This window comes from [Clostridium] saccharolyticum WM1, from assembly GCF_000144625.1.
In the GTDB taxonomy this organism is placed as follows: Bacteria; Bacillota; Clostridia; order Lachnospirales; family Lachnospiraceae; genus Lacrimispora; species Lacrimispora saccharolytica.
Map to the genome: position 1 here is coordinate 3,654,296 of NC_014376.1, position 25,705 is coordinate 3,680,000.

Annotated in this window: 18 protein-coding genes, 7 tRNA genes and 1 rRNA gene (1 of these 26 only partly in view); 14 read left to right on the forward strand and 12 right to left on the reverse strand. The window is 46.6% G+C overall.

Annotated features, from left to right (window positions below):
* Positions 1-13 precede the first annotated feature (13 nt).
* From CLOSA_RS17030 to CLOSA_RS17040, 4 genes are all read left to right on the forward strand, one after another.
* The gene (locus CLOSA_RS17030; protein ID WP_013273987.1) at positions 14-1,759 is read left to right on the forward strand and encodes an NADH-dependent [FeFe] hydrogenase, group A6; all 1,746 of its coding nucleotides are present in this window, start codon (positions 14-16) and stop codon (positions 1,757-1,759) included.
* Between the two features lie 475 nt (positions 1,760-2,234).
* Complete coding sequence (gene phnD / locus CLOSA_RS17035) at positions 2,235-4,109, forward strand: phosphate/phosphite/phosphonate ABC transporter substrate-binding protein (RefSeq protein WP_013273989.1); 1,875 nt, start codon at positions 2,235-2,237, stop codon at positions 4,107-4,109.
* A 103-nt stretch (positions 4,110-4,212) separates the two neighbouring features.
* Positions 4,213-4,386, forward strand: a complete 174-nt coding sequence (locus CLOSA_RS23005) for a hypothetical protein (RefSeq protein WP_013273990.1) — start codon at positions 4,213-4,215, stop codon at positions 4,384-4,386.
* A 13-nt stretch (positions 4,387-4,399) separates the two neighbouring features.
* Positions 4,400-4,645 carry a spore coat protein gene (locus CLOSA_RS17040; protein WP_013273991.1) on the forward strand — a complete coding sequence of 82 codons (246 nt, stop codon included), beginning with the start codon at positions 4,400-4,402 and terminating at the stop codon, positions 4,643-4,645.
* 56 nt (positions 4,646-4,701) lie between these two features.
* Here the strand turns inward: CLOSA_RS17040 and CLOSA_RS17045 are convergent, their stop codons facing one another.
* From CLOSA_RS17045 to CLOSA_RS17070, 6 genes are all read right to left on the reverse strand, one after another.
* Positions 4,702-6,153: a 4Fe-4S dicluster domain-containing protein gene (locus CLOSA_RS17045; protein WP_013273992.1), complete on the reverse strand. Its 1,452-nt coding sequence runs from the start codon at positions 6,151-6,153 to the stop codon at positions 4,702-4,704.
* A gap of 55 nt (positions 6,154-6,208) precedes the next feature.
* Positions 6,209-7,390, reverse strand: a complete 1,182-nt coding sequence (locus tag CLOSA_RS17050) for a SpoIIE family protein phosphatase (RefSeq protein ID WP_013273993.1) — start codon at positions 7,388-7,390, stop codon at positions 6,209-6,211.
* A complete protein-coding gene (locus CLOSA_RS17055) occupies positions 7,390-9,123 on the reverse strand; it encodes a [Fe-Fe] hydrogenase large subunit C-terminal domain-containing protein (RefSeq protein ID WP_013273994.1) in 1,734 nt (577 codons plus the stop codon). The genes CLOSA_RS17050 and CLOSA_RS17055 overlap by 1 nt, the downstream gene beginning before the upstream one ends.
* Positions 9,124-9,125: 2 nt before the next feature.
* A complete protein-coding gene (locus tag CLOSA_RS17060; RefSeq protein WP_013273995.1) occupies positions 9,126-9,365 on the reverse strand; it encodes a (2Fe-2S) ferredoxin domain-containing protein in 240 nt (79 codons plus the stop codon).
* Positions 9,366-9,473: 108 nt separating this feature from the next.
* On the reverse strand, positions 9,474-11,225 hold the full coding sequence (ade, locus tag CLOSA_RS17065) for an adenine deaminase (protein ID WP_013273996.1): 1,752 nt from the start codon (positions 11,223-11,225) through the stop codon (positions 9,474-9,476).
* An 18-nt stretch (positions 11,226-11,243) separates the two neighbouring features.
* Complete coding sequence (locus CLOSA_RS17070) at positions 11,244-12,074, reverse strand: purine-nucleoside phosphorylase (protein ID WP_013273997.1); 831 nt, start codon at positions 12,072-12,074, stop codon at positions 11,244-11,246.
* A gap of 369 nt (positions 12,075-12,443) precedes the next feature.
* Here CLOSA_RS17070 and CLOSA_RS17075 point away from each other — a divergent pair, with 369 nt between their 5' ends.
* The 3 genes from CLOSA_RS17075 to CLOSA_RS17085 are packed head-to-tail and all read left to right on the forward strand — an operon-like array spanning position 12,444 to position 14,890.
* A complete protein-coding gene (locus CLOSA_RS17075) occupies positions 12,444-13,505 on the forward strand; it encodes an ABC transporter substrate-binding protein (protein WP_013273998.1) in 1,062 nt (353 codons plus the stop codon).
* A 33-nt stretch (positions 13,506-13,538) separates the two neighbouring features.
* Positions 13,539-14,321 (forward strand): ABC transporter permease, encoded by a 783-nt coding sequence (locus CLOSA_RS17080; protein ID WP_013273999.1) that lies wholly within the window; start codon positions 13,539-13,541, stop codon positions 14,319-14,321.
* The gene (locus CLOSA_RS17085; RefSeq protein ID WP_013274000.1) at positions 14,312-14,890 is read left to right on the forward strand and encodes an ATP-binding cassette domain-containing protein; all 579 of its coding nucleotides are present in this window, start codon (positions 14,312-14,314) and stop codon (positions 14,888-14,890) included. Before CLOSA_RS17080 ends, CLOSA_RS17085 begins: the two co-directional genes overlap by 10 nt.
* A gap of 65 nt (positions 14,891-14,955) precedes the next feature.
* Here CLOSA_RS17085 and CLOSA_RS17090 read toward each other — a convergent pair whose 3' ends face one another.
* Together CLOSA_RS17090 and CLOSA_RS17095 are read right to left on the reverse strand one after the other, a co-directional pair.
* A complete protein-coding gene (locus CLOSA_RS17090) occupies positions 14,956-15,663 on the reverse strand; it encodes a glycoside hydrolase family protein (protein WP_013274001.1) in 708 nt (235 codons plus the stop codon).
* A gap of 134 nt (positions 15,664-15,797) precedes the next feature.
* Positions 15,798-16,253, reverse strand: a complete 456-nt coding sequence (locus CLOSA_RS17095; RefSeq protein ID WP_013274002.1) for a methylated-DNA--[protein]-cysteine S-methyltransferase — start codon at positions 16,251-16,253, stop codon at positions 15,798-15,800.
* A gap of 473 nt (positions 16,254-16,726) precedes the next feature.
* Between CLOSA_RS17095 and CLOSA_RS17100 the strand changes: the two genes are divergently transcribed.
* From CLOSA_RS17100 to CLOSA_RS17130, 7 genes are all read left to right on the forward strand, one after another.
* Positions 16,727-16,801: transfer RNA gene (locus tag CLOSA_RS17100), tRNA-Pro, on the forward strand.
* Positions 16,802-16,848: 47 nt separating this feature from the next.
* A tRNA-Gly gene (locus tag CLOSA_RS17105) sits at positions 16,849-16,919 on the forward strand.
* 3 nt (positions 16,920-16,922) lie between these two features.
* Positions 16,923-16,996: transfer RNA gene (locus CLOSA_RS17110), tRNA-Arg, on the forward strand.
* A 34-nt stretch (positions 16,997-17,030) separates the two neighbouring features.
* Positions 17,031-17,106: transfer RNA gene (locus CLOSA_RS17115), tRNA-His, on the forward strand.
* Between the two features lie 39 nt (positions 17,107-17,145).
* Positions 17,146-17,217: transfer RNA gene (locus CLOSA_RS17120), tRNA-Gln, on the forward strand.
* Between the two features lie 3 nt (positions 17,218-17,220).
* Positions 17,221-17,293, forward strand: a tRNA-Lys gene (locus CLOSA_RS17125).
* A 372-nt stretch (positions 17,294-17,665) separates the two neighbouring features.
* The gene (locus CLOSA_RS17130; RefSeq protein WP_041709387.1) at positions 17,666-18,517 is read left to right on the forward strand and encodes an AraC family transcriptional regulator; all 852 of its coding nucleotides are present in this window, start codon (positions 17,666-17,668) and stop codon (positions 18,515-18,517) included.
* Positions 18,518-18,784: 267 nt separating this feature from the next.
* On the opposite strand, the gene CLOSA_RS17135 is transcribed toward CLOSA_RS17130, so the two are convergent.
* From CLOSA_RS17135 to CLOSA_RS17150, 4 genes are all read right to left on the reverse strand, one after another.
* Positions 18,785-20,662, reverse strand: coding sequence for an ABC transporter transmembrane domain-containing protein (locus CLOSA_RS17135; RefSeq protein WP_013274004.1), 1,878 nt, complete (start codon positions 20,660-20,662; stop codon positions 18,785-18,787).
* Complete coding sequence (locus CLOSA_RS17140) at positions 20,659-22,389, reverse strand: ABC transporter ATP-binding protein (protein ID WP_013274005.1); 1,731 nt, start codon at positions 22,387-22,389, stop codon at positions 20,659-20,661. Before CLOSA_RS17140 ends, CLOSA_RS17135 begins: the two co-directional genes overlap by 4 nt.
* Positions 22,390-23,056: 667 nt before the next feature.
* A tRNA-Gly gene (locus CLOSA_RS17145) sits at positions 23,057-23,129 on the reverse strand.
* Between the two features lie 95 nt (positions 23,130-23,224).
* Positions 23,225-25,705: ribosomal RNA gene (locus CLOSA_RS17150) — 23S ribosomal RNA — on the reverse strand; it runs 410 nt beyond the window's last position.

The window sequence follows — 25,705 nt, forward strand, 5'->3', positions numbered from 1 at the left end:
GGGAAATTGGATCATGGAGAATATCACAATAAAAATCAATGGCATGGATGTAAGCGCTCCGGCTGGCTCCACTATATTAGAAGCCGCCAGACTTGCCCATGTTGAGATTCCGACTTTATGCTTTTTAAAAGATATGAATGAAATTGCTGCCTGCCGGATCTGTACCGTTGAAATCAACGGAGGCAGACTGGCCGCTTCCTGCGTATACCCCATCAATCCGGGCATGGAGGTACTGACCAACACACCCAAGCTGCGTGAGTACAGAAAGAAAACCCTTCAGCTCATCCTTTCCAATCACGACCGCTCCTGCTTATCCTGTGTCCGCAGCGGAAACTGCGAATTACAGACCTTATGCAAGGAACTGGGCGTCGACGCAGATGATTATTATGATGGTGCTAAGACACCTTCTACCCTTGATGAAAGTGCCGCCCACATGGTTCGGGACAACAGCAAATGTATCCTGTGCCGCCGCTGCTCCGCTGTCTGTGAAAAAGTTCAGGGAATCGGCGTGATCGGACCTAATGAGCGTGGCTTTGCCACCATCATTGGTTCTGCCTTTGACATGGGACTTGGCGACACAAGCTGCGTATCCTGCGGTCAGTGTATCGCCGTCTGCCCTACCGGCGCTCTTTATGAGAAGAGCAGCATTGACGAAGTGGCTGCTGCCATTGCAGACCGGTCAAAGCATGTGATCGTTCAGACGGCTCCCGCTGTTCGTGCAGGACTGGGCGAAGAATTCGGTTATCCCATTGGAACCAATGTGGAAGGAAAAATGGCGGCCGCTTTAAGAAGGCTGGGCTTTGACAAGGTATTTGATACCAACTTCAGCGCCGACTTAACCATCATGGAAGAAGCCCATGAATTCATTGACCGGGTTCAAAACGGAGGAGTCCTTCCTATGATCACCTCCTGTTCCCCCGGATGGATCAAATACTGTGAACACTACTTCCCGGATATGACAGAGAACTTATCTTCCTGTAAATCCCCGCAGCAGATGTTCGGCGCCATTGCAAAATCCTACTATGCAGAAAAAATGGGCTTAAAGCCGGAGGATATCGTATCCGTCAGCGTAATGCCATGTACCGCTAAGAAATTCGAGATCGGAAGAGACGACCAGGATGCCAACGGCTCTCCTGACGTAGATTATTCCATGACGACCAGAGAGCTGGCCAGAATGATCAAACAGGCCGGCATCCGGTTCACAGAACTTCCTGATGAAGATTTTGACACTCCTTTAGGCCTTGGTACCGGCGCAGCCGTTATCTTCGGAGCCACCGGCGGTGTTATGGAAGCAGCCTTAAGAACCGCTGTGGAAAGCCTGACCGGCGAAGAGCTTGAAAAGCCTGAATTCACCGATGTTCGAGGAACAAAGGGAATTAAGGAGGCTTCCTACCGCGTAGGCGATATGGATGTAAATGTTGCTGTTGCTTCCGGCCTAGGCAATGCGAGGGAACTCCTTAACAGAGTAAAATCCGGAGAAGCAAACTATCACTTCATCGAGATCATGGGATGCCCAGGCGGTTGTGTAAACGGCGGCGGACAGCCTCAGCAGCCTGGTTATGTACGCAATACAACCGATATCCGCAGTCTCCGTGCAAAAGTCCTTTATGACGAAGACGCTGCCAAGACCATCCGTAAGTCTCATGAAAACCCTGCAATCAAGGAATTGTACGAGACATTCCTTGGGGAACCTGGAAGCGAAAAGGCTCACCACCTTCTGCATACCACCTATGTAAAGAGAAAAATAAACGAAATTTAACCGAATCAATAAGTAGCCAAGCGGATTGCGAATATCCGCTTGACTATAAAAACACCTTTTATAATTAACTAGAAATCCTCCAATAAGGATGTTACGAAAATCATAGTTGTTTAGTTCATGGCCAAACGATTACCGATGGATTGTAAATAATCTTTGTTGGAGGATTTGCTTTATGACAAAGTTTAAATTTGAATATACACAGATTAACGGTCTGCTTTATCAAACATTGAAATTGACGGGAAAGACGAGTTTGCAACTTGGGGAAATATGGACTGCTCCGTCTGAGCTTTCTGCATGAACAAAGACCGTAGATGGATCGGAAACTGATTCTGGCCGGAAAACTGGCAGAGCATTGTTAGATTATAAGATTTGAAATAAAATAATATTATTTACATAAGAAACATGAAACGAAAGTAAATAAGTGAAACTTTATCAATTTTGAACTAAAATTTTTGATTGCTAAGGTGGTAGAAAAATGAAACTTACATCGAAACAGTCTGTCCTTATTTCTGCAATTGCAATTCTCATTCTTCAGGCGGCAGGACTTTTGTTCCAATTCAGCGGAATGGGCGGCTTTCTCTATTCCGTGATCGGGAGCATCCTGATTCTGGGTGCCGCCTTCGCCCTGGTTAGAAAAACCGGCGGGGAATCATTCCACCCTATCCGACAGGACGACCTGGGGGAACGGCTTTTTCAGATCGCAGAAGCCATGGGCTTTGACTCCCAGCAGCTGATCTGGCTTTCCAATGACAACATGAAAACCTTTGAAAAGGTTGCAAAGTTTTCTTATGAGATTGAAAAACTCAGTGAACAGAATGCGGCCAGTTCGGAAGAAATCAATGCAAGCATTAATGAGCTTGTCGGAGCATGTACCAATTTGAATTCCGGGATTATAAAAATTGAGGATCATTCCAAAACCTCCATTGAAATGCTGGACCAAAACGAGCAGACTCTCCGTAGCATCGGAAGTTTCATCCTCGATCTTACGACAATCATCAAAGCCGCTACCGACAGCAACCTGGAGCTTAAAGAATCCTCTGCGAAAATCAATGAAATTGTGGACTCTATCCGTACCATATCGAGCCAGACCAATCTTCTTGCACTGAACGCTTCCATAGAAGCCGCCCGGGCCGGAGAGGCCGGCAGGGGCTTTTCCGTTGTTGCCGGGGAAATCCGGCGGCTCGCGATGCAGACCAACGATGCGATCTCCGTCATTGAAGGTGTGGTGAGAAATATTGTGGATAAAATACAGACCTCCAGCGCAGCCATGACCGAAATCGGCGACAAGATGAAAAATGTTGACAATATTGTCACCGAATCCTCTCAGATCATTCAGGAAATCAACTCGATCCTTAAGGATGTTCAGAATGCAATTTCCGGCCTTACCCAGGAGTCACTGAATCAGAAGAATACGGCGGCTGAGATCGAAAACGCAGTGGAAAATGTGGCAGAGGCGGTACAAAAGACCCACCATGTTTCCAGCTCCGCCATTGATATGGTAAATGTCCAGCAAAAGAAAAACGAAACCATTCTTTCCTTCTGCAACAAAATCGGAGAAACCGCTGAAATACTGCAGCAGGATGCCATGGCTTTCAAAAAGCCGGACGAAATAATCTTCGGTGTCAATCCTTTTGTAGAGCCTGAACGTATCCGGAAAACCTATGTGCCCATCCTTGAGCAGGTATGCGCCAGCGTAGGGCTGAAATGCCGGCCCCTTATTGTCAGAAGCTATGATGCACTCAGTGAAAGTGTGGAAAAGAGCATCATCGACGTTGGCTGGTTTTCACCGTTTGCGTATGTCAGCGCCCATGAAAAGTGCGGAGCCAATGTGCTCGTTACTCCCAAGGTCCAGGGCCGCTGCTCCTACCAGGGGTACATTGTGGCCCGCAAGGACGGTAGGGTGCATTCCCTCAATGACTTAAAAGGAAAGACCTTTGGCTACGTCGATAAAAAAAGCGCATCAGGATATCTGTACGCCCGGGATATGATGAAGCAAAACCATATAGACCCGGACAACATTTTTGAAAAGGTGGTCTTCTTAGGCAACCACAATAATGTTGTCAACGCCATTCTGGCCGGAGAAGTGGACGCAGGCGCAACCTATGACGAGGTTTACAATCAGGCGCATGCAGATGGGCTTTTCACGGATGAGCTGATAATTATTGCCCGTACAGAGGAAATTCCCAAGGATGCCCTGGCCGCCAGAAAGGACATGCCCTCGATGCTCATGGAAAAGCTCCGCAGTGCTTTTGTGGATTTCAGCAATCACAGCGGAATCGATACGACCGTTCAGGGATTTGTCAGGAATGAAGATAAAGCGTATGATATTATCAGACGGTTAAATAATTGATTTCAAATACATAATTTTCCATTTTCATCCACCATTAAAGAATTAATTCCAGAGTGAATGGATTATGTGAAAATCTCCATACTAAGACTGGAGGTGATGAAACATGAGTCCAAAAGAATTAACTTATATTGAAGATGCTCTTGGCCATGAGAGTTTTTTAAAAACCCAGTGCCAGCAAGCGGTACAGAATCTGCAGGATCCGGAGCTGAAAGCTTGCGCACAGCAGCTTTTACAGAAGCACCAGCAGATTTTTGACAGCTTCTATAACTTAGTGTAAGGAGGAATCACATATGGATGACAAGTGTATTATGGAAAACCTGCTCCACACTACAAAGGGAGTGTGCGACTTATACCTGCATGGAACCATCGAATCCCCTACCATGAACGTGCATCAGACATTTGACACCGCATTAAACGACAGTTTGTGCATGCAAAACGATATCTACAATAAAATGTCCGCAAAGGGATGGTATACTGCAGAACAGGCAGAACAGCAGAAAATTTCCAAAGTTAAAAACCAGTTTGCTGGGATGTAACAAAAAGGCTATGGGTGTTCCTCATAAGGGATCATCCATAGCTTTTTGCTTTGATCTTAATGCCTGTGCATGGGAACCATCTCCAGTCCCTGGCTCTTTATATTTTCATGAACCTCTCGTTGGTCCGCCTGCCCAATAAGTAAATCCCGGGCTTTCTTCGCTTCATTCTCACTCTTATACCTGCTGGGACCGCCTACACATCCTCCCACACAAGCCATGCCTTCAATGAAATCTCCAGGAAGCCGGCCCACTTTAAGCAGCATAAGGGCTTTCTTGCATTCCGTTGCCCCATTGCATTTTAAAACTTCTATTTCCGTATTTTCTCCCGACTCCTTTAAACATTCCAGAACAGCAGCGGTCACGCCGCCCCCATTTCCAAAACGTTTTCCAAAGATGGATCCTGCCTGATACGTATTTTCCTCCGGCTCCAGCTTCACGCCTTTTGCCTCCATCATTGCATGGATCTCTCCCAGGGTCAGGGCATAATCTGCATTGTCTATGATATTTAAATCCAGGGTCTCACTCTTCTTTGCAATACACGGTCCAATGAAAACGGTGATGACCCCAGGATCCTTTTCCTTTATCATCCTGGATACGGCGCACATAGGGGATACGGTGGTTGACATATTCTCAAGAAGCATGGGATAGTGCTGCTTGATCATATTCACAAACGCAGGACAGCAGGAGGTGGTCATTTTCTTACCTTCCTTATGAGCCTCCGCCCATTCTTTGGCTTCTGCTGCAGCGGTTAAATCGCCGCCTAAGGCAACCTCGATCACATCCTGGAAACCGATCTTCTTTAAGGCGGTTCTCCAGCTTGCCATGGTAATATCCGGGCCGTACTGTCCCTCCGTTGCAGGAGCAACCATAGCTACCACCCGTTTCCCGGCATTGATCAGGTTAATGACATCTACCAAAAATGTCTTGGAATCAATCGCTCCAAAGGGACAGCCATGGATACAGGCTCCGCACTGGATGCATTTACTCTCGTCAATGACTACAATACCGTTTTCATCCATTGTGATCGCATCCACCGGGCAGCTCTTCTTACAAGGGCGGGTCAAATCGGCAATGGCGTTATAAGGGCAGGCCTGAGAACACTTACCGCATTCCTTGCATTTATCCGGATCAATATAGGCACGGTCACGGCCCATGCTGATGGCATTAAAATTGCAGGAACTCTGACACGCCTTGCCCATACACAGCTGGCAGTTATCCGTTACCACATACCTGGTGATGGGACAGTCTTCACAGGCAGAGCTGATGACCTGAACCACATTCTTCGTGTCCTTTCCGCTTGGGCAGAGGCCTTCTGCCAGGCGGATTCTCTCTCTGATAATTTCCCGTTCCCTGTAGATGCAGCAGCGGAACTGGGCCTTAGGGCCTGGAATGATATTATAAGGGATCTCATTCCTTTTTTCCTCCAGTTTTCCTTCCCATGCAAGCTCTGCCACTTCATTTAAAACCTGATGCTTTATGCGAAGTAATGTTGCATCATTCGTCGCCATATTTTTCCTCCTCGTAACTTCCACGTTCAATGGCCGTGTGAATATCTGCCCCGATTTAATAATAGGTTACTGTAACCCTTTTCCCCATTTCCTCCACTACGTGTTTTAATTGCTCCACAAGATTCTGGCGGATCCCTAAATCAAAGGGCAGGCCAGGATTCTGATAAGCGCTGTTAATGGCTTTTCCCACGTATAATTGAAGCTCCGTGCAATCCTCAATGATCATCTTTGCTACCATGGAAGCGCCGTTGGGCTTATCCAGTTCCAGGAAAAACTCTTCTGTAACGGATTCATTCTTTACATAACGCCTTAAAAGCTTTAAGACCCTGTTTAAGGTTAAAACACCTTCCGTAACCAGCTCAATTCCATCAATATGGGCAATAGGCGGTATATCCGGATCATTGTAATCCAAAGAAACCGTCAGCTTATGATCAGTCACTCTGGAAACAATATTGGCACTGGTCCCTCCGCAGACGATCTTTTTAACCGTATCGTCTCCCTCCAGAAAATCCTTCACCATTCCGCTGTCATCCTCCGGATTTCTCGGAGGGCCTGTCATCAGGTGCACAGGCTTCCGGTCAATGATCCTCATGACGGCAACCGTGGTATCATCCCCCGGCTGATACTGGTACAGCTCATCACAGGCACGGCTTAAAACAGCAGCAAGCCGTACTGCGGATATGGTCAGACGGTACTGTTTTACCGCATAGGCTGCAATATCATCCCACAACCAGCCAAAGTTTAAAAGCCGGCCCACGCCTGCATGGATGGTCCCGTCGCTCATAAGGATCAGGGCATCCCCTTTTTTCACCCTGAACCGGTACTCATTGATACTTTTATCCCGGATCATCCTGGTATTTTTAGGTATGGAAACCAGATTCCCGTCCCGGATAAAAATACAGCCCGGATTATCAAATTCCACCAGATAGGCTTCACCGTCATGAAATACCTGGAGGATGCTGAAGGTGGAATAAGCCACCTGCCGCACCTGACAGACAGGAAGGGTCTCTACAATGGTCTCCACACACTCTTCCAGGGTCGCACCGTTCAGGAACATGGTTCCAAGAATTTTAGAAGTCATGGTTGCCAGAATGTTGGCCTTTACTCCGCTGCCCATGCCGTCAGCCAGGATCATGATATTGGAATCCTCGGTCTGCAAAAGCTCCACCTTATCTCCGCACAGCACTTCCTTGAATTTATTCAGGCTTTTGTATGCAACATCTACGGTAACCCCCATCACTTGACCTCACTTTCGCTTCCCTCATCCAATAAGGATTTGCAAAGCTTTGTCAGCGTGGTCTTGGTCTCCGCTGTTGTTTCTCCTAACAGACCTGCGATCTCCTGGGCCACCATCATTTGTTTGTGTATGACCTTCTGAGCCAGATCAATGGTTTCCAGCTTCTTCTCATACTCCTGTCTGGCCTGCTCTTCCTCTTTGGTAATGTCTATAAAGGTGGCTAACACCACGTCCTCTTTATCGATGTAGATGATATTCTGAAGAGTGGAAATATGGTATTCCCCATAAGTCACCTTCTTTCCATGGATCTTCTGATGGGTTTGATAAACCCACTGGAAATCGGAAGGATCAATGAGTTCATATAGATACATGGTCAACGCTTCCTGCCTGGTTTTGCCAAAATACCGTTCTCCCACTGCAGAATACTCTAAAATTTTCATGTCTTTATCAACAATCAATACAATATTCGGAGAAGTTTCCATTACCAGATTGGATAAGGACTCCGCCTTTTCATGCATGAAAGGAATACACATGTTAAGCTCTGCCTTTTTCTGGAACACGGCTATGGCCTTTTCCCTGCAGGTGGAATATCCGCAGGCGCCGCAGTTTAACTCATCCTCCGGCCTGATCTTACCCGTCAATTTCAATATCTGCTGGATCTGGGCTTCCGTTGGCAGGACATCTCTGGGTGACCGGTCCAGGAACCGCTTTCCAAAGGAAATACGTTCCATAACAGGATCCAGCTCTTCCCATGGAACCGGCTCCTTTTCTATGGCGTCTTCCATATCCAGCTTGATCTTAAATCTGGATACGCTTTCATCTTCCACGGTAGGGCCTTTGATGCAGCCGCCGGAACACATATTCATCTCAATAAAGCAGCCCTTAATCCCTCCCCGCATCATGCTTTCACACAGATCAATGCAGTTGCGGCACCCGTGGACATAAAACTTCCTGTATCCATCCCGTCCCTCTTCCGTGGCCAGTACAGAATTCACCACTCCGTTGGTAACCGGATAGAGGCGGTTGACTCTGGGATTTTTGTTGGTAAAGGGGATGTCCTCACAATCTTCAATGGTGATTTCCTCTTCCGACAGCCATCTGGATATATCATTGAAATTCAGGACAGCATCAATATAGCCATCATGACGGGGGTCACCGGCTTCTTTTTTCTTTGCGATACACGGCCCAAGGAAAACTACCTTTACTTCTGTTCCTAATTCTTCTTTTATCATCTTTCCATGGGCAATCATTGGAGATACCACAGGAGCCATATGAGGGATCAGCTGAGGATAATAGATCTCAATCAAATCATTGACGCTGGGACAGCAGGTGGTGATGATGTTCTCCATCTCCCCCTCCATTAAAAGCCTGGAATATTCCGCCGTTACCACGGCCGCTCCCTCGGAAGTTTCCCGTACGTCGGCAAAGCCCAGCTTCCGGAGGGCACCGTTCACCTGACCTATGGTTTTATAGGTTAACAGGCCCATATAGGAAGGAGCCAGAGAAATAACCGTAGGAATCCCTGCTTCTATATAGCCCTTTACCAGATCCAGATCACTTATAAGAGTTTTTGCAGACTGGGGACATACCTGCATGCATTTCCCGCATAACACGCACTTATCCGGCATGATCTCCGCCCGCTCATCCTTTATCATGACCGCCTTGACTTCGCAGTTACGAATACACTTATAGCAATGCTTGCACTTTGTAGCCTTGAAATCAATGATTCCCATGATTACAGCCTCCCCAAGATCTCTTTGTCAAAAAACTCCCTTGTATCTTCCGGTTTTAATGAGTATAATTGACCATCTACGGTTACACAGACGCCATTTACACAGTCGCCGCAGCAAAAGGAACCGTTTAAATCCACCTTGTCATCCAAGTGTTGTTCCTTTACAAGGGTCTGAAGCTGGGCGATGATTTCTCTGGAACCCTTTAAATGGCATGCGCTCCCTATACATATTGTTACTCTCATGAATATTCTCCCTCCGAATTTGTACCTTGCATTTGATTGCCCTTTTGGGATATTATCGCATATCGTTATATTTTTATCAATATTTATTTACTGATTTCCTGTATTTTTTCAAATACAGGAAATTATGGTATCCGTAATCTCCTGTTTCTCCACATCAATAAGGCCATAAGTATTCAGCCGCAGTCTGGGGATCACCGGAAGGCTGGCAAAGGCAAGGGTCATAAAAGGATCAATGCTGTCTCCGATCCCCAGATCCCTTGTCAGGATCTTCAGCTCCTCCAGCTTTTCATCCACCCATTCAGCCGGCTCCTCACTCATGAGGCCTGCAATGGGAAGGGGAAGTTCTCCCAAAACCTTCCCGTCCGCCACAACCGCCAGTCCGCCCCGGTTGTTTCTTACGGTATTGGCGGCAAGAGCCATATCCTCATCACTGGTTCCCGCCACAATGAGGTTATGGGAATCATGAGCAATGCTGGTTGCCACTGCTCCCCGCTTCAATCCATATCCCCCTAAAAATCCAAGTCCCCTGTGGCCTGTGTTATGATGGCGTTCCAGAACAGCCATTTTTACAATATCCTGTTCTATACTGACGCCTGGGGCCACCCCCTGGTTTTCCACCCAAGGGGCCAGTTTCTCCCACGTAGTCAGCTCTCCTGGAGTGAGGCAAAGCACCCGAACGGTGTTTCCTGTTTTCTCTACATGAAAATCTTCCGGCCGGATCTCATCTAAATGGAAGGAATCCCCCACCCGGGCAGGGGTTTCCACGCTTCGCTGTTCTGCTGCCAGGATCTCCTTCTTCATCACGCCGTTTTCTGCCACCAGTTTCCCGTTCTTATATACCTGTTTCACTACAAATTCCTTAAGATCAGAAACAACCATTAAATTCGCCTTATATCCCGGTGCAACCGCTCCCACCTCACGAAGCCCGAAATACATGGCCGGATGGAAAGATCCCATCATGACCGCATGAACCGGATCTGCACCCTGGCTTATGGCCTCTCTTATGATATAATCCAGGTGGCCCAAACGGATTAAATCCCCGGGATGTTTATCATCAGTGACCAGCATGCAGCGGTGATAATAAGGCTCCTGAAACAGAGGCAGAAGAGCCTTTAAATTCCTGGCCGCAGTTCCTTCCCGTATCATGACCCACTGGCCTCTCCTAAGCTTTTCCACGGCTTCTTCTGCATCGGAGCATTCATGATCCGACTGGACCCCTGCGGTCACATAGGCATTCAGCTCCCTGCCGGAAAGCCCTGGAGCGTGTCCGTCGATTAATAAGCTCCTGTTCCTGGCTTCTTCCACCTTTTCAAGAATCCCCCGGTCTGCCTTTACGGTTCCATAAGAATTCATAAGCTCCGCAAGCCCCAGCACACGATCTTCCTCATAAAGAGGGGAAAGGGCCTCCGCTCCCAGGACAGCCCCTGATTCGTCAAGACCTGTGGCCGGAACGCAGGAGGGAAGCATAAAATACACATCAAGGGTTAGCCCCCGGGTCCGATCCATCATAAAACGGATTCCTTCCGTTCCAGCCACATTGGCGATCTCGTGTGGATCCGTAATAACAGCCTGTGTCCCATGAGGCACCACGGAGCGCTCAAACTCTCCCGGCGCGACCATGGAGCTTTCCAGATGGATATGGCCGTCAATGAAACCGGGACAAACCACAGCTCCCCCCAGCTCGACCTCCGTTTGTCCCTCATAATCACCCACTCCCACAATGTAACCATCCTCAATAGCAATATCCCCATCTTCCAGTTCTGCCGTAAAAACATTAACCACCCTGGCATGCTTCAGCACCAGGGACGCCTTTTTCGCCCCTGATGCAGCCAAAATCCGTTCTGCTAACATCCGATCCATAAGAAATTTCTCCTCCCTTTATTTTGCTGCGATCTTTGTAATAGAAGCTGTGATCAGCTTTTTAAACAAAGGTGCAACCCTGTCTGCTGTCTCCTGAACTTCCGTATGGCTTAAGGGCTGTTCCGTAATGCCGCAGGCCATATTCGTAATACAGGAAATGCCGCAGACCTTCATCCCCATGTGGTTTGCAGCCAATGCCTCACAGGCTGTACTCATTCCAACCGCATCTGCCCCAAGAATACGGCACATCTGAACCTCTGCCGGAGATTCATAGGCAGGTCCGGTAAGCTGCATGTAAACACCCTCTCTGAGGCCGATCCCTTCTTCCTCTGCTGCTTCTTTGATGATCTGCTGCAGCCTTTTGCTGTAGACATCACTCATATCCGGGAATCTTGGTCCCAATTCTTCTAAATTTCCCCCGATTAGCGGAGACGGAACAAAGCTTGCGATATGATCTTTGATAAGCATGAAATCTCCAGCCCTAAACTCCTTGTTCACACCGCCGCAGGCATTGGTCAGGAACAGGACCTTCGCTCCTAAAAGCCCCATAAGCCTGGCCGGGAGGACCACATCCGTCATTGGATATCCCTCATAAAAATGAACCCGGCCCTGCATGATGACAACCGGAACGTCATTGACATATCCAAATACAAATCTCCCTTTATGGCCAGCCACCGTTGATATGGGGAATCCTTCAATATCCTTATATTCAATGGAGGCTTCCACCTTTATCTCCTCCGCATATTCCCCAAGCCCGGACCCAAGAATCAGAGCCACTTCCGGGACAAAATCCGTCTTCTCCCGAACACTTTTCAAACAATGATTCAGCTTTTCAAATACCTCATTCATACACCTTTTTCTCCCTTCACATTCCTGTCAGAATTGCCCGACACAGGTATATACAGTATATCACATTTTCAGATATAACTGTATCTATATTTTGACAAATATGGGGGAATAATGATATACTGTAGGTGTTCGTACTAACCCGGAAGGACCCCTGACGGCGAAGGCGAGGAGAATACGTAAAGCGGATATCCCATGCCTTTTGGTATGGGTTTTTTTGAATTCATGGAGGATTCCATCCTTGAATCAAAAGGCGCTTTGTTATGGTTGCTCACGACCCCCAATAGCAGGATTGGAACCTGCCTTAAAGACTCTTTGTTCCTGAAAAAAGATCAGAGTCATGACAGGTACGGACAGAAAGCGAGGTACATAATGAAAAAAGTATTATCAGTATTGATGACGTTTGCCATGACTGCTGCCCTTTTATCCGGCTGCGCAAAAGGCAATACGGAAAGCACTCCGGCAGTCACTGCCCTTGAACAGGAATCCCCCTCTGAGACGGCGAAGGAATCGTCAGAAGTTCAAAGCTCCGGCGGCAGCTATACTCTGACAATCGGTTCTTTAAAAGGGCCTACCTCCATGGGCCTAGTAAGGCTGATGGAGCAGTCTGAAAAGGGCAATGCAAAAGGATCCTATGATTTCACCATGGTTACCGCTGCCGATGAACTTCTTGGAAAAGTCGTTAGCGGAGAATTGGATGTGGCGCTTGTTCCCGCCAATATGGCTTCCATCATTTATAACAAAACCAATCACGGAATCAGCGTCCTTGATATTAACACCCTGGGCGTTCTCTATGGAGTATCAGCCGATGACACCATTAAAACAGCCGCAGATTTAAAGGGAAAGACGGTTTACTTAACCGGCAAGGGAACCACACCGGACTATGCCCTTCAGCATGTGCTTAAAGCCAGCGGCCTGGCTGACGGCGACGTAACCCTGGAATATAAATCCGAGGCCGCTGAAGTGGTCTCTGTCCTGAAAGAAAAGCCAGATGCGGTGGGTCTTCTACCCCAACCCTTTGCAACAGCCGCCATGGTTCAGAATGACTCCCTGAAAATGGTTCTTGACTTAACAAAAGAATGGGATGCCACAGCCGGGGAAAGCGGCGGCAGCCTGGTGACCGGGGTTACTGTCTGCCGGAATGAGGTGATCAAAGACCATGCCGGTGCTGTTGCGGCCTTTATGGAAGAACACAAGGAATCCGCAGAATATGCCAATGACCATGTGGCAGAAACCGCCGGGCTGGTGGCCGCTGCCGGAATTATTGAAAAAGCCCCGGTTGCAGAGAAGGCCATTCCATACTGCAGCATCACCTATGTGGATGGAGACCAGATGAAATCCTTGTTAAGCGGATACTTAAAAGTTCTTTACGATATGGATCCGGCTTCCGTAGGCGGAACACTGCCTGCCGATGATTTCTATTACATGCCGTAACCGGCAAAAAAACCTGGCAAGGAGAGATATCCCATGAAACCAACAGCACCACCGTATAAAAAGGCGGCTATTATCCTTCTCTGGCTTCTTGCATGGCAGGCGGCAAGTCTGTCTGTGGACAACAGCATCATAATGGTAGGCCCCATGGAGGTAATCAATGCATTATGGAACCAGGCAGCCATGCCCGGCTTCTGGAAAACCATTTTCTCCTCCTTTGGAAAAATAAGCCTCGGATTCCTTCTGGCCTTTTGGACAGGAATTCTGACTGGGGGCGCTGCCTGCCGTTTCCCCCTGTTTAAGGACTTCCTGGAACCGCTTATGTCTCTTATAAAGTCGGTTCCGGTGGCTTCCTTTGTCATACTGGCTCTGATCTGGGTGGGTTCGGGAAATCTCTCCGTTTTTATCGCCTTTCTTGTGGTATTCCCCATCATTTACATAAATACCATGGCAGGATTTACGAGTACCGATCCAAAGCTTTTGGAAATGGCCCGGACGTTCCACATGCAAGGCGGAAAGAAACTTTTTTACATTTACCGCCCCGCCCTGATGCCTTACCTCATAAGCGGCTGCAGGGTGGCTCTGGGTATGGGATGGAAATCCGGTGTCGCCGCAGAAGTGATCGGAGTTCCTAACCATTCCATCGGTGAAAAGCTGTATATGGCTAAAATTTATTTAAGTACTGCAGATTTGTTTGCCTGGACCCTGGTTATTATCGTAGTCAGCGCTCTTTTTGAAAAATTCTTTTTATGGTTATTAAGTCTGGCAGAAACAGGCCGGAAATCCCATAAAAACAGGAGGTATGATCCATGGAACTAAAGGTGAATCATTTATCCAAGTCCTTTGGAGCCCTTCACGTATTGGAGCAGGTAACTCTCAGTCTCCGCTCCGGCCGCATCTACTGTCTTATGGGACCATCCGGATCCGGGAAAACCACTTTCTTCCGGATCCTTCTGGGCCTTGAACAGGCTGATTCAGGCTCACTGGCCGGCATGGAAGGCATAAGGACTTCCGCCGTGTTTCAGGAAAACCGCCTGTGCGAATCATTTACTCCGGTTGACAACATTGCCATGGTGATCCCCGGCCGTTCTTCCCGGAGCAGGATACAGGCCAGAGAAGAGCTTTTACGGCTCCTTCCGGAGGAATCCTTGTCCCGTCCCGTATCCACCTTAAGCGGCGGAATGAAGCGCCGGGTCGCCATTGTAAGAGCGTTATCAGTTCCTAGCGATATGATTTTAATGGACGAACCCTTTACCGGACTTGATGAACATACAAAAATGAACGTGATCCGTTATATCAGAGATAAGACCAATGATAAGCTGGTGATCATAAGCACTCATCAGGAGGAAGATGTAGCCCTTCTTAATGGGACGCTGGTAACTCTATAAAAACAGGGGCTAAATCGGGAATTCCCGGTTTAGCCCCTGTTTTATTCCATATTGAAGTTCCAGCCTTATTTCAGCTTCAAAGTATCCAAAGCCGCTTCGATCTGGCCTTCTACCGCACTGTCCGGTGACTCCACGGTTCCGGCTGCGCTGATGTATTTTTTAGCCGCAGCGTTATAGGTACCGGAAATCGCATAATAGCGCACCCCATCCTGAGGATTTTTATAGCGGATGGCATAACTGAAGGTCTGGCTGCCGTCGCTGCCGTTTTCTACATTATAACGGACAAATTCCATATCCTCTCCACGGCTGACTAATTCCTTATATTCTTCCATGGTATTCGGATAGACTTCCCGGGCACTGTCGGCTTCATCCCCTTCTACATAGGTAACTTCCAGCAAATCGCTGCCATTGGGGGAGCTGAACGCCACTGCGCTCTCGTCTCCATCCTCCTCAATGGTCCAGCCCTGAGGCGGGGTGATCTGATATTTTCCTGATTTGGAAGTAAAGACACCGGAAGATATGCTTCCTGCATCAGAAGCAGCCTTCTTGGCATCTTCTGTTGCTGTCTCACCGCCTTCAGAATCTTCCTCGCTTACTGTAGTCTCCCCTGAGCTTTTTGTTTCATCAGTGGTCCCTTTGGTGGTCTCCGCGGTACCGGCCTCTGTAGAAACATCCGGCTTCGTGGATTGATTATCTTTTGATCCGCAGGCCGTAGCCGCCATCATGACAGCCATGGCGATGGCAATTACTGCCAGCATTTTGTTTTTTCTCATATTAATCACTCCTCACAATCAATTTCTTTTCTGGTGACGATGAGGATTATAACATTATCTGCAGGAAAAGTATAGGGGATTAAAGGAACTGAAAGAATCACCAAGAATTCTTAATAATTTTATGAAGAGGGCTCTTAGCCCTCCAGCTCCAGCAATTTCACCTTAATATCCAGACCTCCTCCATAGCCTACCATGCTTCCATTGGCCCCGATCACCCGGTGGCAGGGAATGATAATCGGTATGGGATTGCGGTTGTTGGCCATTCCCACTGCACGGCAGCCCTTGGGATTTTCAATCTGGACCGCAATATCCTTATAGCTTTTCGTCTCTCCATAAGGAATCGTTAGCAGGGCATTCCAGACCTTTCTCTGGAACTCCGTTCCCTCCGGCTTAAGAGGCAAATCAAACACTCTTCTCTCACCAGATAAGTATTCCTCCACTTGAACACAGATTCTGTTCATCAGTTCTGTCCGCTTCTTTGTAGCATGTTCCGGTTCTGTCCTTCCGAAATCAATGCTTAAAAGGGCTTCATCATCACATATAATAGTAAGCGGCCCTATTTTGCTTTCATAAACTTCCCAGTACTTCATCGTAATTTCTTCTTTCTATTGCGGGTTTAACAATAGTTACCTACGATTAATTCTATCATGAATCCGTCAAAGAGACGATTCTTTTTTTCTTAAATAATCTTTGGCAGGAGCGGGAAAAGCAAATTTTCTGTTTTTTCAAATATTCCTCATAATTCTTTTAGTTTTTTTATGAAATATTTATGGCTTAGTCAAACTTCCGTCATATTTTCCGCGTATACTTATAAATGAAAAGGAACCCCACCCTTTTAACATTGACTTTTTATTTTTCATACTCAACCGGCAGGAACATTATTGTACCTGCCGGTTCCTCCCATTTCAGGGACATTTTTTCACAAAATCCGATTAAATATGAGCTATATAATGAATTTGAAATTTTTTCTAAAATATTGTTGACAAAAACATATCCATCATATATAATAACTCTTGCGTTGCGGAAAAGCAACCAAGAGAAAGATGGAAAAAGCTTTCACAATCGGGGTGTGGCTCAGTTTGGCTAGAGTACCTGGTTTGGGACCAGGGGGTCGCAGGTTCGAATCCTGTCACCCCGATTTAAGAGAAAAGCCATGAATGGCAGTTTTAGTTTCTCTTGCCTTTTGCGGGTGTAGTTCAATGGTAGAACACCAGCCTTCCAAGCTGGATACGTGGGTTCGATTCCCATCACCCGCTTTTGAGTCTGTAGCTCAGTTGGATAGAGCAACGGCCTTCTAAGCCGTGGGTCGGGGGTTCGAATCCCTTCAGGCTCGTTTCACATCTCTGACCAAGGTGTGAAGATTTTATGGTGGGTATGGCGAAGTTGGTTATCGCGCCAGATTGTGGCTCTGGAGGCCCAGGGTTCGAATCCCTGTACTCACCTTTCCCTTTTAGGGAATTTTTTTTTATCATTCATTGTTATTGGGCTATCGCCAAGCGGTAAGGCACAGGACTTTGACTCCTGCAGTCGTTGGTTCGAATCCAACTAGCCCAGTATGGGATACTAGCTCAGGTGGTAGAGCACTTGACTTTTAATCAAGTTGTCCGGGGTTCGAGTCCCCGGTGTCTCATGAAGAAACCGAAAGGGCCGGGAAAATTCATTTTCCCGGCCCCTTTTCTTGTTTATCCCCTCTCCTATCTTTTATGTCCTGTTTCCTATTTAAATTATCCTTTGGTACTATTTTTATGCGATTCGTTTCCATATATGTGGCATTAAACTCTTAAGTTGCTGTTTCTGGCGTGCTGACGATCAAATCGGTTTAGTGTCTCCGTTTTCTCCTGTTGCATTTAAGTTTATCGGTTAATCCGGAAAGATATGATTGTATATCCATTCCTGTAAAACGATAATAGGAACATAGGATTTACTCCTCTCAAATTTGTACATAAAAAGAGAGGACAGGAAAATGAATAACAAATATAATATGATTGAAAGGATTGATTTTATGGAATGGATTGAGGGATTAAATAAGTCAATGAACTATATTGAGGAGCATTTAACAGAAGATATTGACTATGAGCAAGTAGGGAAAATTGCCTGCTGTTCTGTTTATCACTTTCAGAGAATGTTCGCATATATGGCCAACGTTCCTCTATCTGAATATATCCGGCGCAGGCGCATGACCCTGGCGGCTGTGGATCTTCAGAACGGGAATATTAAAATCATTGACGTTGCACTTAAATATGGCTATCAATCTCCAACTGCGTTTAACCGGGCATTTCAAAGTATACATGGAGTGGCTCCATCCCTTGTAAAAGAAAGCGGTGTTTCCGTAAAATCATATCCCCCCATTAGTTTTAAAATTACAATCAAAGGAGTGGATGAATTGAATTATCGAATTGAAAAGAAGGAATCGTTTCGGATTGTAGGCATTTCCCAGCCGCTGCACCGGGAAATTGAAAAGAATTTTGAAATTGTACCTCAATGGTGGAATAAGGCCGCCCTCAACGGAACCATCTCTCAACTGGCCGCCATGGCAGACGGATCCCCTAAGGGAATATTGGGCGTCAGCATCTGCAATGATATGGAAGAATGGCGGTACTTTATTGCCGCCGCCAGTACGAAAGAAATTGATGATACTTTGGAAGAATATCATGTTCCCTCTTTCACGTGGGCCATATTTTCCGGAGAGGGTCAATGCCCGCTTGCTATACAGGAATTGGAGAAACGTATCGTCACGGAATGGCTTCCCACTTCCGGTTTTGAATATGGTAATGGACCGGATATAGAGGTTTATTTAAATTCTGACCCTCAAAATGCAACGTTTGAAGTATGGATACCTGTTATAAAAAAATAAACCAGGAGAATGATACCCTACACAAAAGAATTGGATACGGGAAGTCATATCTGCAAAAATTGGATGGACTGCGTCCTATAAGCTGGATACTGCAAAAAAGTTTTGGCTGCTTGTGTGTTCCGGAAAAGCGGATGATATTTCGATCTATGGGGAACAAGGATTATTTATTTTAAAAAGGGCAAGAACCACTGGAAAAATGGTCTTGCCCTAAAGACGTTAAGCTACTTATCTCATTTTTTTCGTTTATAAGAACTTTCAAACAGTCTGTTATATCATTGTACTGCACTCGTTTTTATTTCCATTCCTTACCGGAATTTTACAGGCTTCCAGATTATCACACATTTTCAATAATACATTACAGAATACGTTTATTTCTTCTTCTGGTATATCGGAACAGATAAGTTCTTCAAATTGTTCAAAAACTTTTCTTGTTTCTTCCGCTTCAGCAAGCCCCTTTTCTGTGAGGCTGATCAGAAAGGATCGTCTGCAGTCCGGATTTCGTGTATCAATGGAGCTGGTAGCTTCATCCATTACTAGCACCGGCGGCTGTGATATGGCAGCTCTTGCAATAGCAATCAGCTGCCGCTGACCCTGTGATAAATTGCTGCCATCACTTTCCAGCAGAGTATCATAGCCATTAGGTAAACGTCTTATAAAGGAATCTGCATTTGCGATTTTTGCAGCGGCCAGTATGTCTTCCTGGGAAGCATTCAGTCTTCCATACCGGATATTATCGGCAATGCTACCGGTAAATAAATGGGTTTCCTGAATGACCAGAGAAATGGAACGCCTTAGATCGTCCTTTTTTATGTTCCGGATATCAATGCCATCGTAGGTTATGGTACCTCCATTTAACTCATAAAACCGGTTAACCAAATTGATAATAGTCGTCTTGCCTGCGCCGGTAGAGCCTACGAAGGCGATTTTCTGACCAGGTTTGGCATATAAGCTGATGCCGTTTAATATCGTGTTACCGCCAGTATAGCCGAAAACCACATCATGGAACCGGACATCTCCCTTTAAAGGGACCAGTAAATATCCCTGATCCCGGTCAGGAACCCTCCAGGCAAACAAACCGGTATAACGATCCGTTTCCTTTAAGCTGCCGTCCGCCTCCTGCACCACCCTCTTTAAGGTAACGGATCCTTCGTCAGATTCTGGCACTTCCTCCATCATATTGAAAATCTTTTCTGCACTGGCAAGCGCCACCATGAGGAAATTGATCTGCATGGTGAACTGGTTCATGGGCATGGCACTCTGCCTGACATAAACCAGATAAGATGCCAATGTGCCCATATTAATCAGTCCTGACAAAGCAAACAGTCCGCCTACACAGGCAGAAATGGCATAATTAATATAAGATAGAGAAACAATCGTAGGAACGGTAATACCGGTATAGGTAGCTGCCATTGTAGAGGACTTTCTCAATTTCTCATTCAGCTCACAGAATTTTTCAAAATCCTGTTTTTCGTGGCGGAAAATCTTTTCCACTTTCTGGCCTTCCACCATTTCCTCTACATATCCATTTATGTTTCCCAGATTCTTCTGCTGCTCTGCAAAATATTTTTTACTCAGCGTTCCATTATGACGAATATACAGTAACATGACCAGAAGAAAAAATACAACGATAAATGAAAGCTGCCAGTCCAGGAGAATTAACATAAGAATGGTACCTGCAGAAGTAATAAAGCTCTGGATCAGCAAAGTAAAGCTATTGTTGAGGGCTTCAGAAATGGTATCAACATCATTTGTAAAGTGGCTCATCAGCTCCCCATGAGTATGGGTATCAAAATATTCTAAAGGCAGCTTCTGAGTATGTCGGAATAAGTCTATCCTTATTTCGCTCACCACCTGCTGGGAAACACGGACCATCATCCGGTTATAAAGCAGGCAGGATATGGCTCCCGCCAGATAGATCAGTCCCATGATAAAAATCATTTTCAAAAGACCGGGGATATTACCTGGCAGAATATATTCGTTTATAACCGGTTTCAGCAAATAGGTTCCCATGATCCCGGAAAATGCACTGATGCTTACCAGAATTGCTATGAACAGCATAGATCGCTTGTAATGACCGATGTATCTCAAAAGCTTTACCAGGGCTTTTTTGGTATCTTTGGGTCTTGTGTGTCCGGTATTCTTCATAAGGCCTGGCTGCCTCCTTTCTGCTGGGAAAAATAAATATCCTGATAAATTTCATTATCGGCCAGCAGCTGCTCATGGGTTCCAATGGCATTTATTTTTCCGTCATCGAGGATTATGATCTGGTCGGCATCCAAAACTGAGGAGATCCGCTGGCTAATGATGATCTTTGTCATACCGGGAAGGGACTTCTCCAGTCCCTCTTTTATTTTTGCTTCTGTGGCGGTATCAAGAGCGCTTGTGGAATCGTCCAGAATAAGCACCTTAGGAGCTTTTAAAATCGCTCTTGCAATGCATAGCCGCTGTTTCTGCCCGCCGGAGACATTGACGCCCCCCTGGCCCAGTTCCGTATCATACCCATGATCCAGACGGCCGATAAATTCATTGACGCAGGCAATGCTGCATGCTCTTTCTATTTCTTCATCCGTTGCATCCTCTTTTCCCCAGTAAAGATTCTCCTTCACTGTCCCTGAAAAAAGGGTGTTTTTCTGCAGCACCATGGCAATGGAATCCCTTAAATGGTCCTGGGTGTATTCGTATATGGGATGACCGTCAATGGTTATTTCACCGGCTGTCACCTCATAAAGTCTTGGAATAAGCTGTACCAGAGTGCTTTTTGCTGCACCTGTCTGACCAATGATTCCAACGGTCTGCCCGGGGCTGATCTCAAAGGAGATGTCGGAAAGTACGTATTCCTTTGCCTCTTCCTTGTATTTAAAATATACGTTTTCAAACCTTATACGTCCTTCCTTAATGGAGATATCCTTTGCACGGTCATCGTTGATGGTCGGTTCCTCCTCTAATACTTCTGAAATTCTCTTCCATGAGGTCAGGGAGCGGGTGAACAATAAGAAAACGTTGGAAAACATCATAAGGGAATTAAGCACCTGCAGCACGTAGCTAAGAAAGCTGGTCAGGGCGCCTACCTTCATATTACCAACCATCACCCGGTTACCGCCAAACCACAGGATGCTTAATATCGTCCCATACATGACAAACTGTAGGGCTGGCATATTTAGGGCAGCCAGAGAAAAGGACCGTTCGGAGGAATTCTGTAAATTCATGTTTCCCTCTCTAAATTTACTTATCTCATAATCCCCCCGGACATAAGCCTTTATCACACGGATGGCGATTAAGTTCTCCTGAATGATCCGGTTTACAAGGTCAACAGCTCCCTGCATTTTTGAGTAAAGGGGTCTTACATTTCGAATAATAAGAAATAAAATGAAGGCCAGTATAGGGGCCGCAATGAAAAATACCATAGCCAGTTCTGCATTCAGCCTGAAAGAAACGATCAATGCAGTCATCATCATCACTGGAGACCGGAAACCGGGACGCATTCCATTTGTAATGGAATTCTGGATTGTAGTAATATCGCTTGTAAGCCTTGTAACCAGAGAAGGGGTACTAAACCGGTCCGTGTTCGCGAAAGAATAGGTCTGCATTTTCTGAAATTCTGCCATACGGATCTGGGCTCCTATCCCATTTCCGCAAATCGCGGTATACCGGGCGCAGGCATGGCCCAGAAATAGAGAGAGAACGGCGAAGAATACCATCTGAAATCCCTTCATAAATATGTAATTTCTATCACCATTTGCAACTCCCACATCTATGATATCAGCCATAATCATGGGTATCACTAATTCAAAAATGGTTTCAGCTTCAATACAGATTATTGCAAGTATCAATTCTTTCTTATATTTTTTTGCATATTTAAGTAAGTTTCTCATGTCAGGCTCCCGAGAATAGTTATTATATCAATAATTGCATTTACAACTATTGCATACATAACTATTATATTCTCATTCATCGAATTGTCAATAGATGATAGAAAATTGGTATATAAAGAGAAATATGCCTTACCAGCAATCATTTCATAGCCAGGGTGGCCCCATAAACATATTTAGAATACAAGGTCCACCATGAGGTAAATAACCATGTTCCAATATAAAAACTTGTCTATTTTATACCATAAGAAAGGACGTATACACTCCTAACTGTATCAGTTGGTTTTGAAACACGTCCTTTCAGATATAATTTAACATTTGCATTTTTCCCGCTCGGATCAATTTGTTATATAACGAAAACATTGCCGCGAAAGGGAGCATCATTATTGTACGGTTATTCAGGGCTTTCCACAAAGTCCACCCATAAATTGAGGAAAACCTTTGCAAGTCCTAAATACAAGTGGTGTCCCTCTGGACTGTATCCGGGAGCTTTTAGGACATAGCAGCTTGAATACCACGCTCGGATATATCGACAACCCATTGACCGAAAAAGAATCCTATGACCTTATAGCAAAGGCTTTGTAAGCTGTCTTCAACTGTCTACAGGCTGAGAAATTCACAAAAAAGCGGAAACCCTGATAAAACCTAGGTTTCCGCTTCCATTTATAAGAGCGCGAGACGGGACTCGAACCCGCGACCCCGACCTTGGCAAGGTCGTACTCCACCAACTGAGCCACTCGCGCTTATTTCTTCTCTATTTGGGGTCTTCATATACCCTCAAAACCACACATTGCTACATATCTGTTTTCATCCGTTCTTTCCTCTTACCTAAACCAACCTGGTTAAGCCCTCGACCTATTAGTGACAGTCAGCTCCACATGTTGCCATGCTTCCACCTCTGCCCTATCTACCTCGTCGTCTTCAAGGGGTCTTACTCTTGCGATGGGATATCTCATCTTGAGGGGGGCTTCACGCTTAGATGCCTTCAGCGTTTATCCCTTCCCGACTTGGCTACTCTGCCATGGTGTTGATCACCAACAGATACACCAGAGGTCAGTCCATCCCGGTCCTCTCGTACTAAGGACAGCTCCTCTCAAATATCCTACGCCCACGCCGGATAGGGACCGAACTGTCTCACGACGTTCTGAACCCAGCTCGCGTACCGCTTTAATGGGCGAACAGCCCAACCCTTGGGACCTACTACAGCCCCAGGATGCGATGAGCCGACATCGAGGTGCCAAACCACTCCGTCGATGTGAACTCTTGGGAGTGATAAGCCTGTTATCCCCAGGGTAGCTTTTATCCGTTGAGCGATGGCAATCCCACTTTATACCACCGGATCACTAAGTCCTAGTTTCCTACCTGCTCCACCCGTCGGTGTCGCAGTCAAGCTCCCTTATGCCTTTGCACTCTTCGAATGGTTTCCGTCCATTCTGAGGGAACCTTTGAGCGCCTCCGATACCCTTTCGGAGGCGACCGCCCCAGTCAAACTCCCCGCCTGACATTGTCCCCCAGCCAGGTCATGGCTGCAGGTTAGAAACCCAATACCGCAAGGGTGGTATCCCAACATCGGCTCCACAAAGACTGGCGTCCTTGCTTCTATGCCTCCCACCTATCCTGTACATGCAGTACCGAATCCCAGTATCAAGCTGGAGTAAAGCTCCATGGGGTCTTTCCGTCCTGGCGCAGGTAACCAGCATCTTCACTGGTACTTCAATTTCACCGGGTGCATTGTCGAGACAGCGCTCAAATCATTACGCCTTTCGTGCGGGTCGGAACTTACCCGACAAGGAATTTCGCTACCTTAGGACCGTTATAGTTACGGCCGCCGTTTACTGGGGCTTAAATTCAGAGCTTCGCGTTTCCGCTAACCCCTCCTCGTAACCTTCCAGCACCGGGCAGGCGTCAGCCCATATACCTCACCTTTCGGTTTTGCATAGACCTGTGTTTTTGCTAAACAGTTGCTTGAGCCTATTCTCTGCGGCCTGATTTCTCAGGCACCCCTTATCCCGAAGTTACGGGGTCATTTTGCCGAGTTCCTTAACAATGCTTCTCCCGCCGGCCTTAGGATTCTCTCCTCATCCACCTGTGTCGGTTTACGGTACGGGCACATATCACACAATAGCGGCTTTTCTTGACAGCCCCTACGAAGACTTCCCTACTTGTGTTCGGTACGCGTCACACCTTCCTGTTGCCAGATGGATTTTCCATTCTGGCCAGTAAAATGCTTGCCCCGGTCTTTTCATTCCCGGGTTCTTCCTCGGTTCTGTGTCCCCACAGTTCTGATGATATGCGGTACAGGAATTTCAACCTGTTGTCCATCGACTACGTCTTTCGACCTCGCCTTAGGCCCCGACTTACCCAGAGCAGATCAGCTTTACTCTGGAAACCTTAGATATTCGGCCTGGAGGATTCTCACCTCCATCTCGCTACTCATTCCGGCATTCTCTCTTCTTAACACTCCACATCTCCTTACGGTAATGCTTCTGTGCGTTAAGAATGCTCCTCTACCAATGTATTTACATACATTCCACAGCTTCGGTGTCGTGTTTTAGCCCCGGACATTTTCGGCGCAGGACCTCTCGACTAGTGAGCTATTACGCACTCTTTGAATGTGTGGCTGCTTCTAAGCCAACATCCTAGTTGTCTCTGAAATCCCACATCCTTTTCCACTTAACACGCACTTTGGGACCTTAGCTGGTGGTCTGGGCTCTTTCCCTTTTGACTGCCCAACTTATCTCGTGCAGTCTGACTCCCGTACATCATCTGACCGGCATTCGGAGTTTGATATTCTTTGGTAAGCTTTGACGCCCCCTAGGAAATTCAGTGCTCTACCTCCGGCAGACTAATACGAGGCTAGCCCTAAAGCTATTTCGAGGAGAACCAGCTATCTCCGGGTTCGATTGGAATTTCTCCCCTACCCACACCTCATCGCCACCCTTTTCAACGGATGTGCGTTCGGTCCTCCATTTCCTTTTACGGAAACTTCAACCTGGACATGGGTAGATCACCCGGTTTCGGGTCTACCTTTACTGACTCATTCGCCCTATTAAGACTTGGTTTCCCTTCGGCTCCGCACCTTCAGTGCTTAACCTTGCCAGTAACGGTAACTCGCCGGACCGTTCTACAAAAAGTACGCGGTTCCACTTAAAATGTGGTTCCACAGCTTGTAAACACAGGGTTTCAGGTTCTCTTTCACTCCCCTCCCGGGGTCCTTTTCACCTTTCCTTCACAGTACTATGCGCTATCGGTCACTAAGTAGTATTTAGCCTTGGGGGGTGGTCCCCCCGAATTCCCACAAGGTTTCTCGTGTCTCGTG

Bases quoted from the DNA above. Each gene is read 5' to 3' on its own strand.
- CLOSA_RS17030 (WP_013273987.1), top strand. From the start codon at position 14: ATGGAGAATATCACAATAAAAATCAATGGCATGGATGTAAGCGCTCCG.
- CLOSA_RS17050 (WP_013273993.1), bottom strand. From the start codon at position 7,390: ATGGGGGTTACCGTAGATGTTGCATACAAAAGCCTGAATAAATTCAAG.
- phnD (WP_013273989.1), top strand. From the start codon at position 2,235: ATGAAACTTACATCGAAACAGTCTGTCCTTATTTCTGCAATTGCAATT.
- CLOSA_RS17085 (WP_013274000.1), top strand. From the start codon at position 14,312: ATGGAACTAAAGGTGAATCATTTATCCAAGTCCTTTGGAGCCCTTCAC.
- CLOSA_RS17130 (WP_041709387.1), top strand. From the start codon at position 17,666: ATGGAATGGATTGAGGGATTAAATAAGTCAATGAACTATATTGAGGAG.
- ade (WP_013273996.1), bottom strand. From the start codon at position 11,225: ATGGATCGGATGTTAGCAGAACGGATTTTGGCTGCATCAGGGGCGAAA.
- CLOSA_RS17075 (WP_013273998.1), top strand. From the start codon at position 12,444: ATGAAAAAAGTATTATCAGTATTGATGACGTTTGCCATGACTGCTGCC.
- CLOSA_RS17070 (WP_013273997.1), bottom strand. From the start codon at position 12,074: ATGAATGAGGTATTTGAAAAGCTGAATCATTGTTTGAAAAGTGTTCGG.
- CLOSA_RS17040 (WP_013273991.1), top strand. From the start codon at position 4,400: ATGGATGACAAGTGTATTATGGAAAACCTGCTCCACACTACAAAGGGA.
- CLOSA_RS17135 (WP_013274004.1), bottom strand. From the start codon at position 20,662: ATGAAGAATACCGGACACACAAGACCCAAAGATACCAAAAAAGCCCTG.
- CLOSA_RS23005 (WP_013273990.1), top strand. From the start codon at position 4,213: ATGAGTCCAAAAGAATTAACTTATATTGAAGATGCTCTTGGCCATGAG.
- CLOSA_RS17095 (WP_013274002.1), bottom strand. From the start codon at position 16,253: ATGAAGTACTGGGAAGTTTATGAAAGCAAAATAGGGCCGCTTACTATT.
- CLOSA_RS17055 (WP_013273994.1), bottom strand. From the start codon at position 9,123: ATGGGAATCATTGATTTCAAGGCTACAAAGTGCAAGCATTGCTATAAG.
- CLOSA_RS17080 (WP_013273999.1), top strand. From the start codon at position 13,539: ATGAAACCAACAGCACCACCGTATAAAAAGGCGGCTATTATCCTTCTC.
- CLOSA_RS17060 (WP_013273995.1), bottom strand. From the start codon at position 9,365: ATGAGAGTAACAATATGTATAGGGAGCGCATGCCATTTAAAGGGTTCC.
- CLOSA_RS17045 (WP_013273992.1), bottom strand. From the start codon at position 6,153: ATGGCGACGAATGATGCAACATTACTTCGCATAAAGCATCAGGTTTTA.
- CLOSA_RS17140 (WP_013274005.1), bottom strand. From the start codon at position 22,389: ATGAGAAACTTACTTAAATATGCAAAAAAATATAAGAAAGAATTGATA.
- CLOSA_RS17090 (WP_013274001.1), bottom strand. From the start codon at position 15,663: ATGAGAAAAAACAAAATGCTGGCAGTAATTGCCATCGCCATGGCTGTC.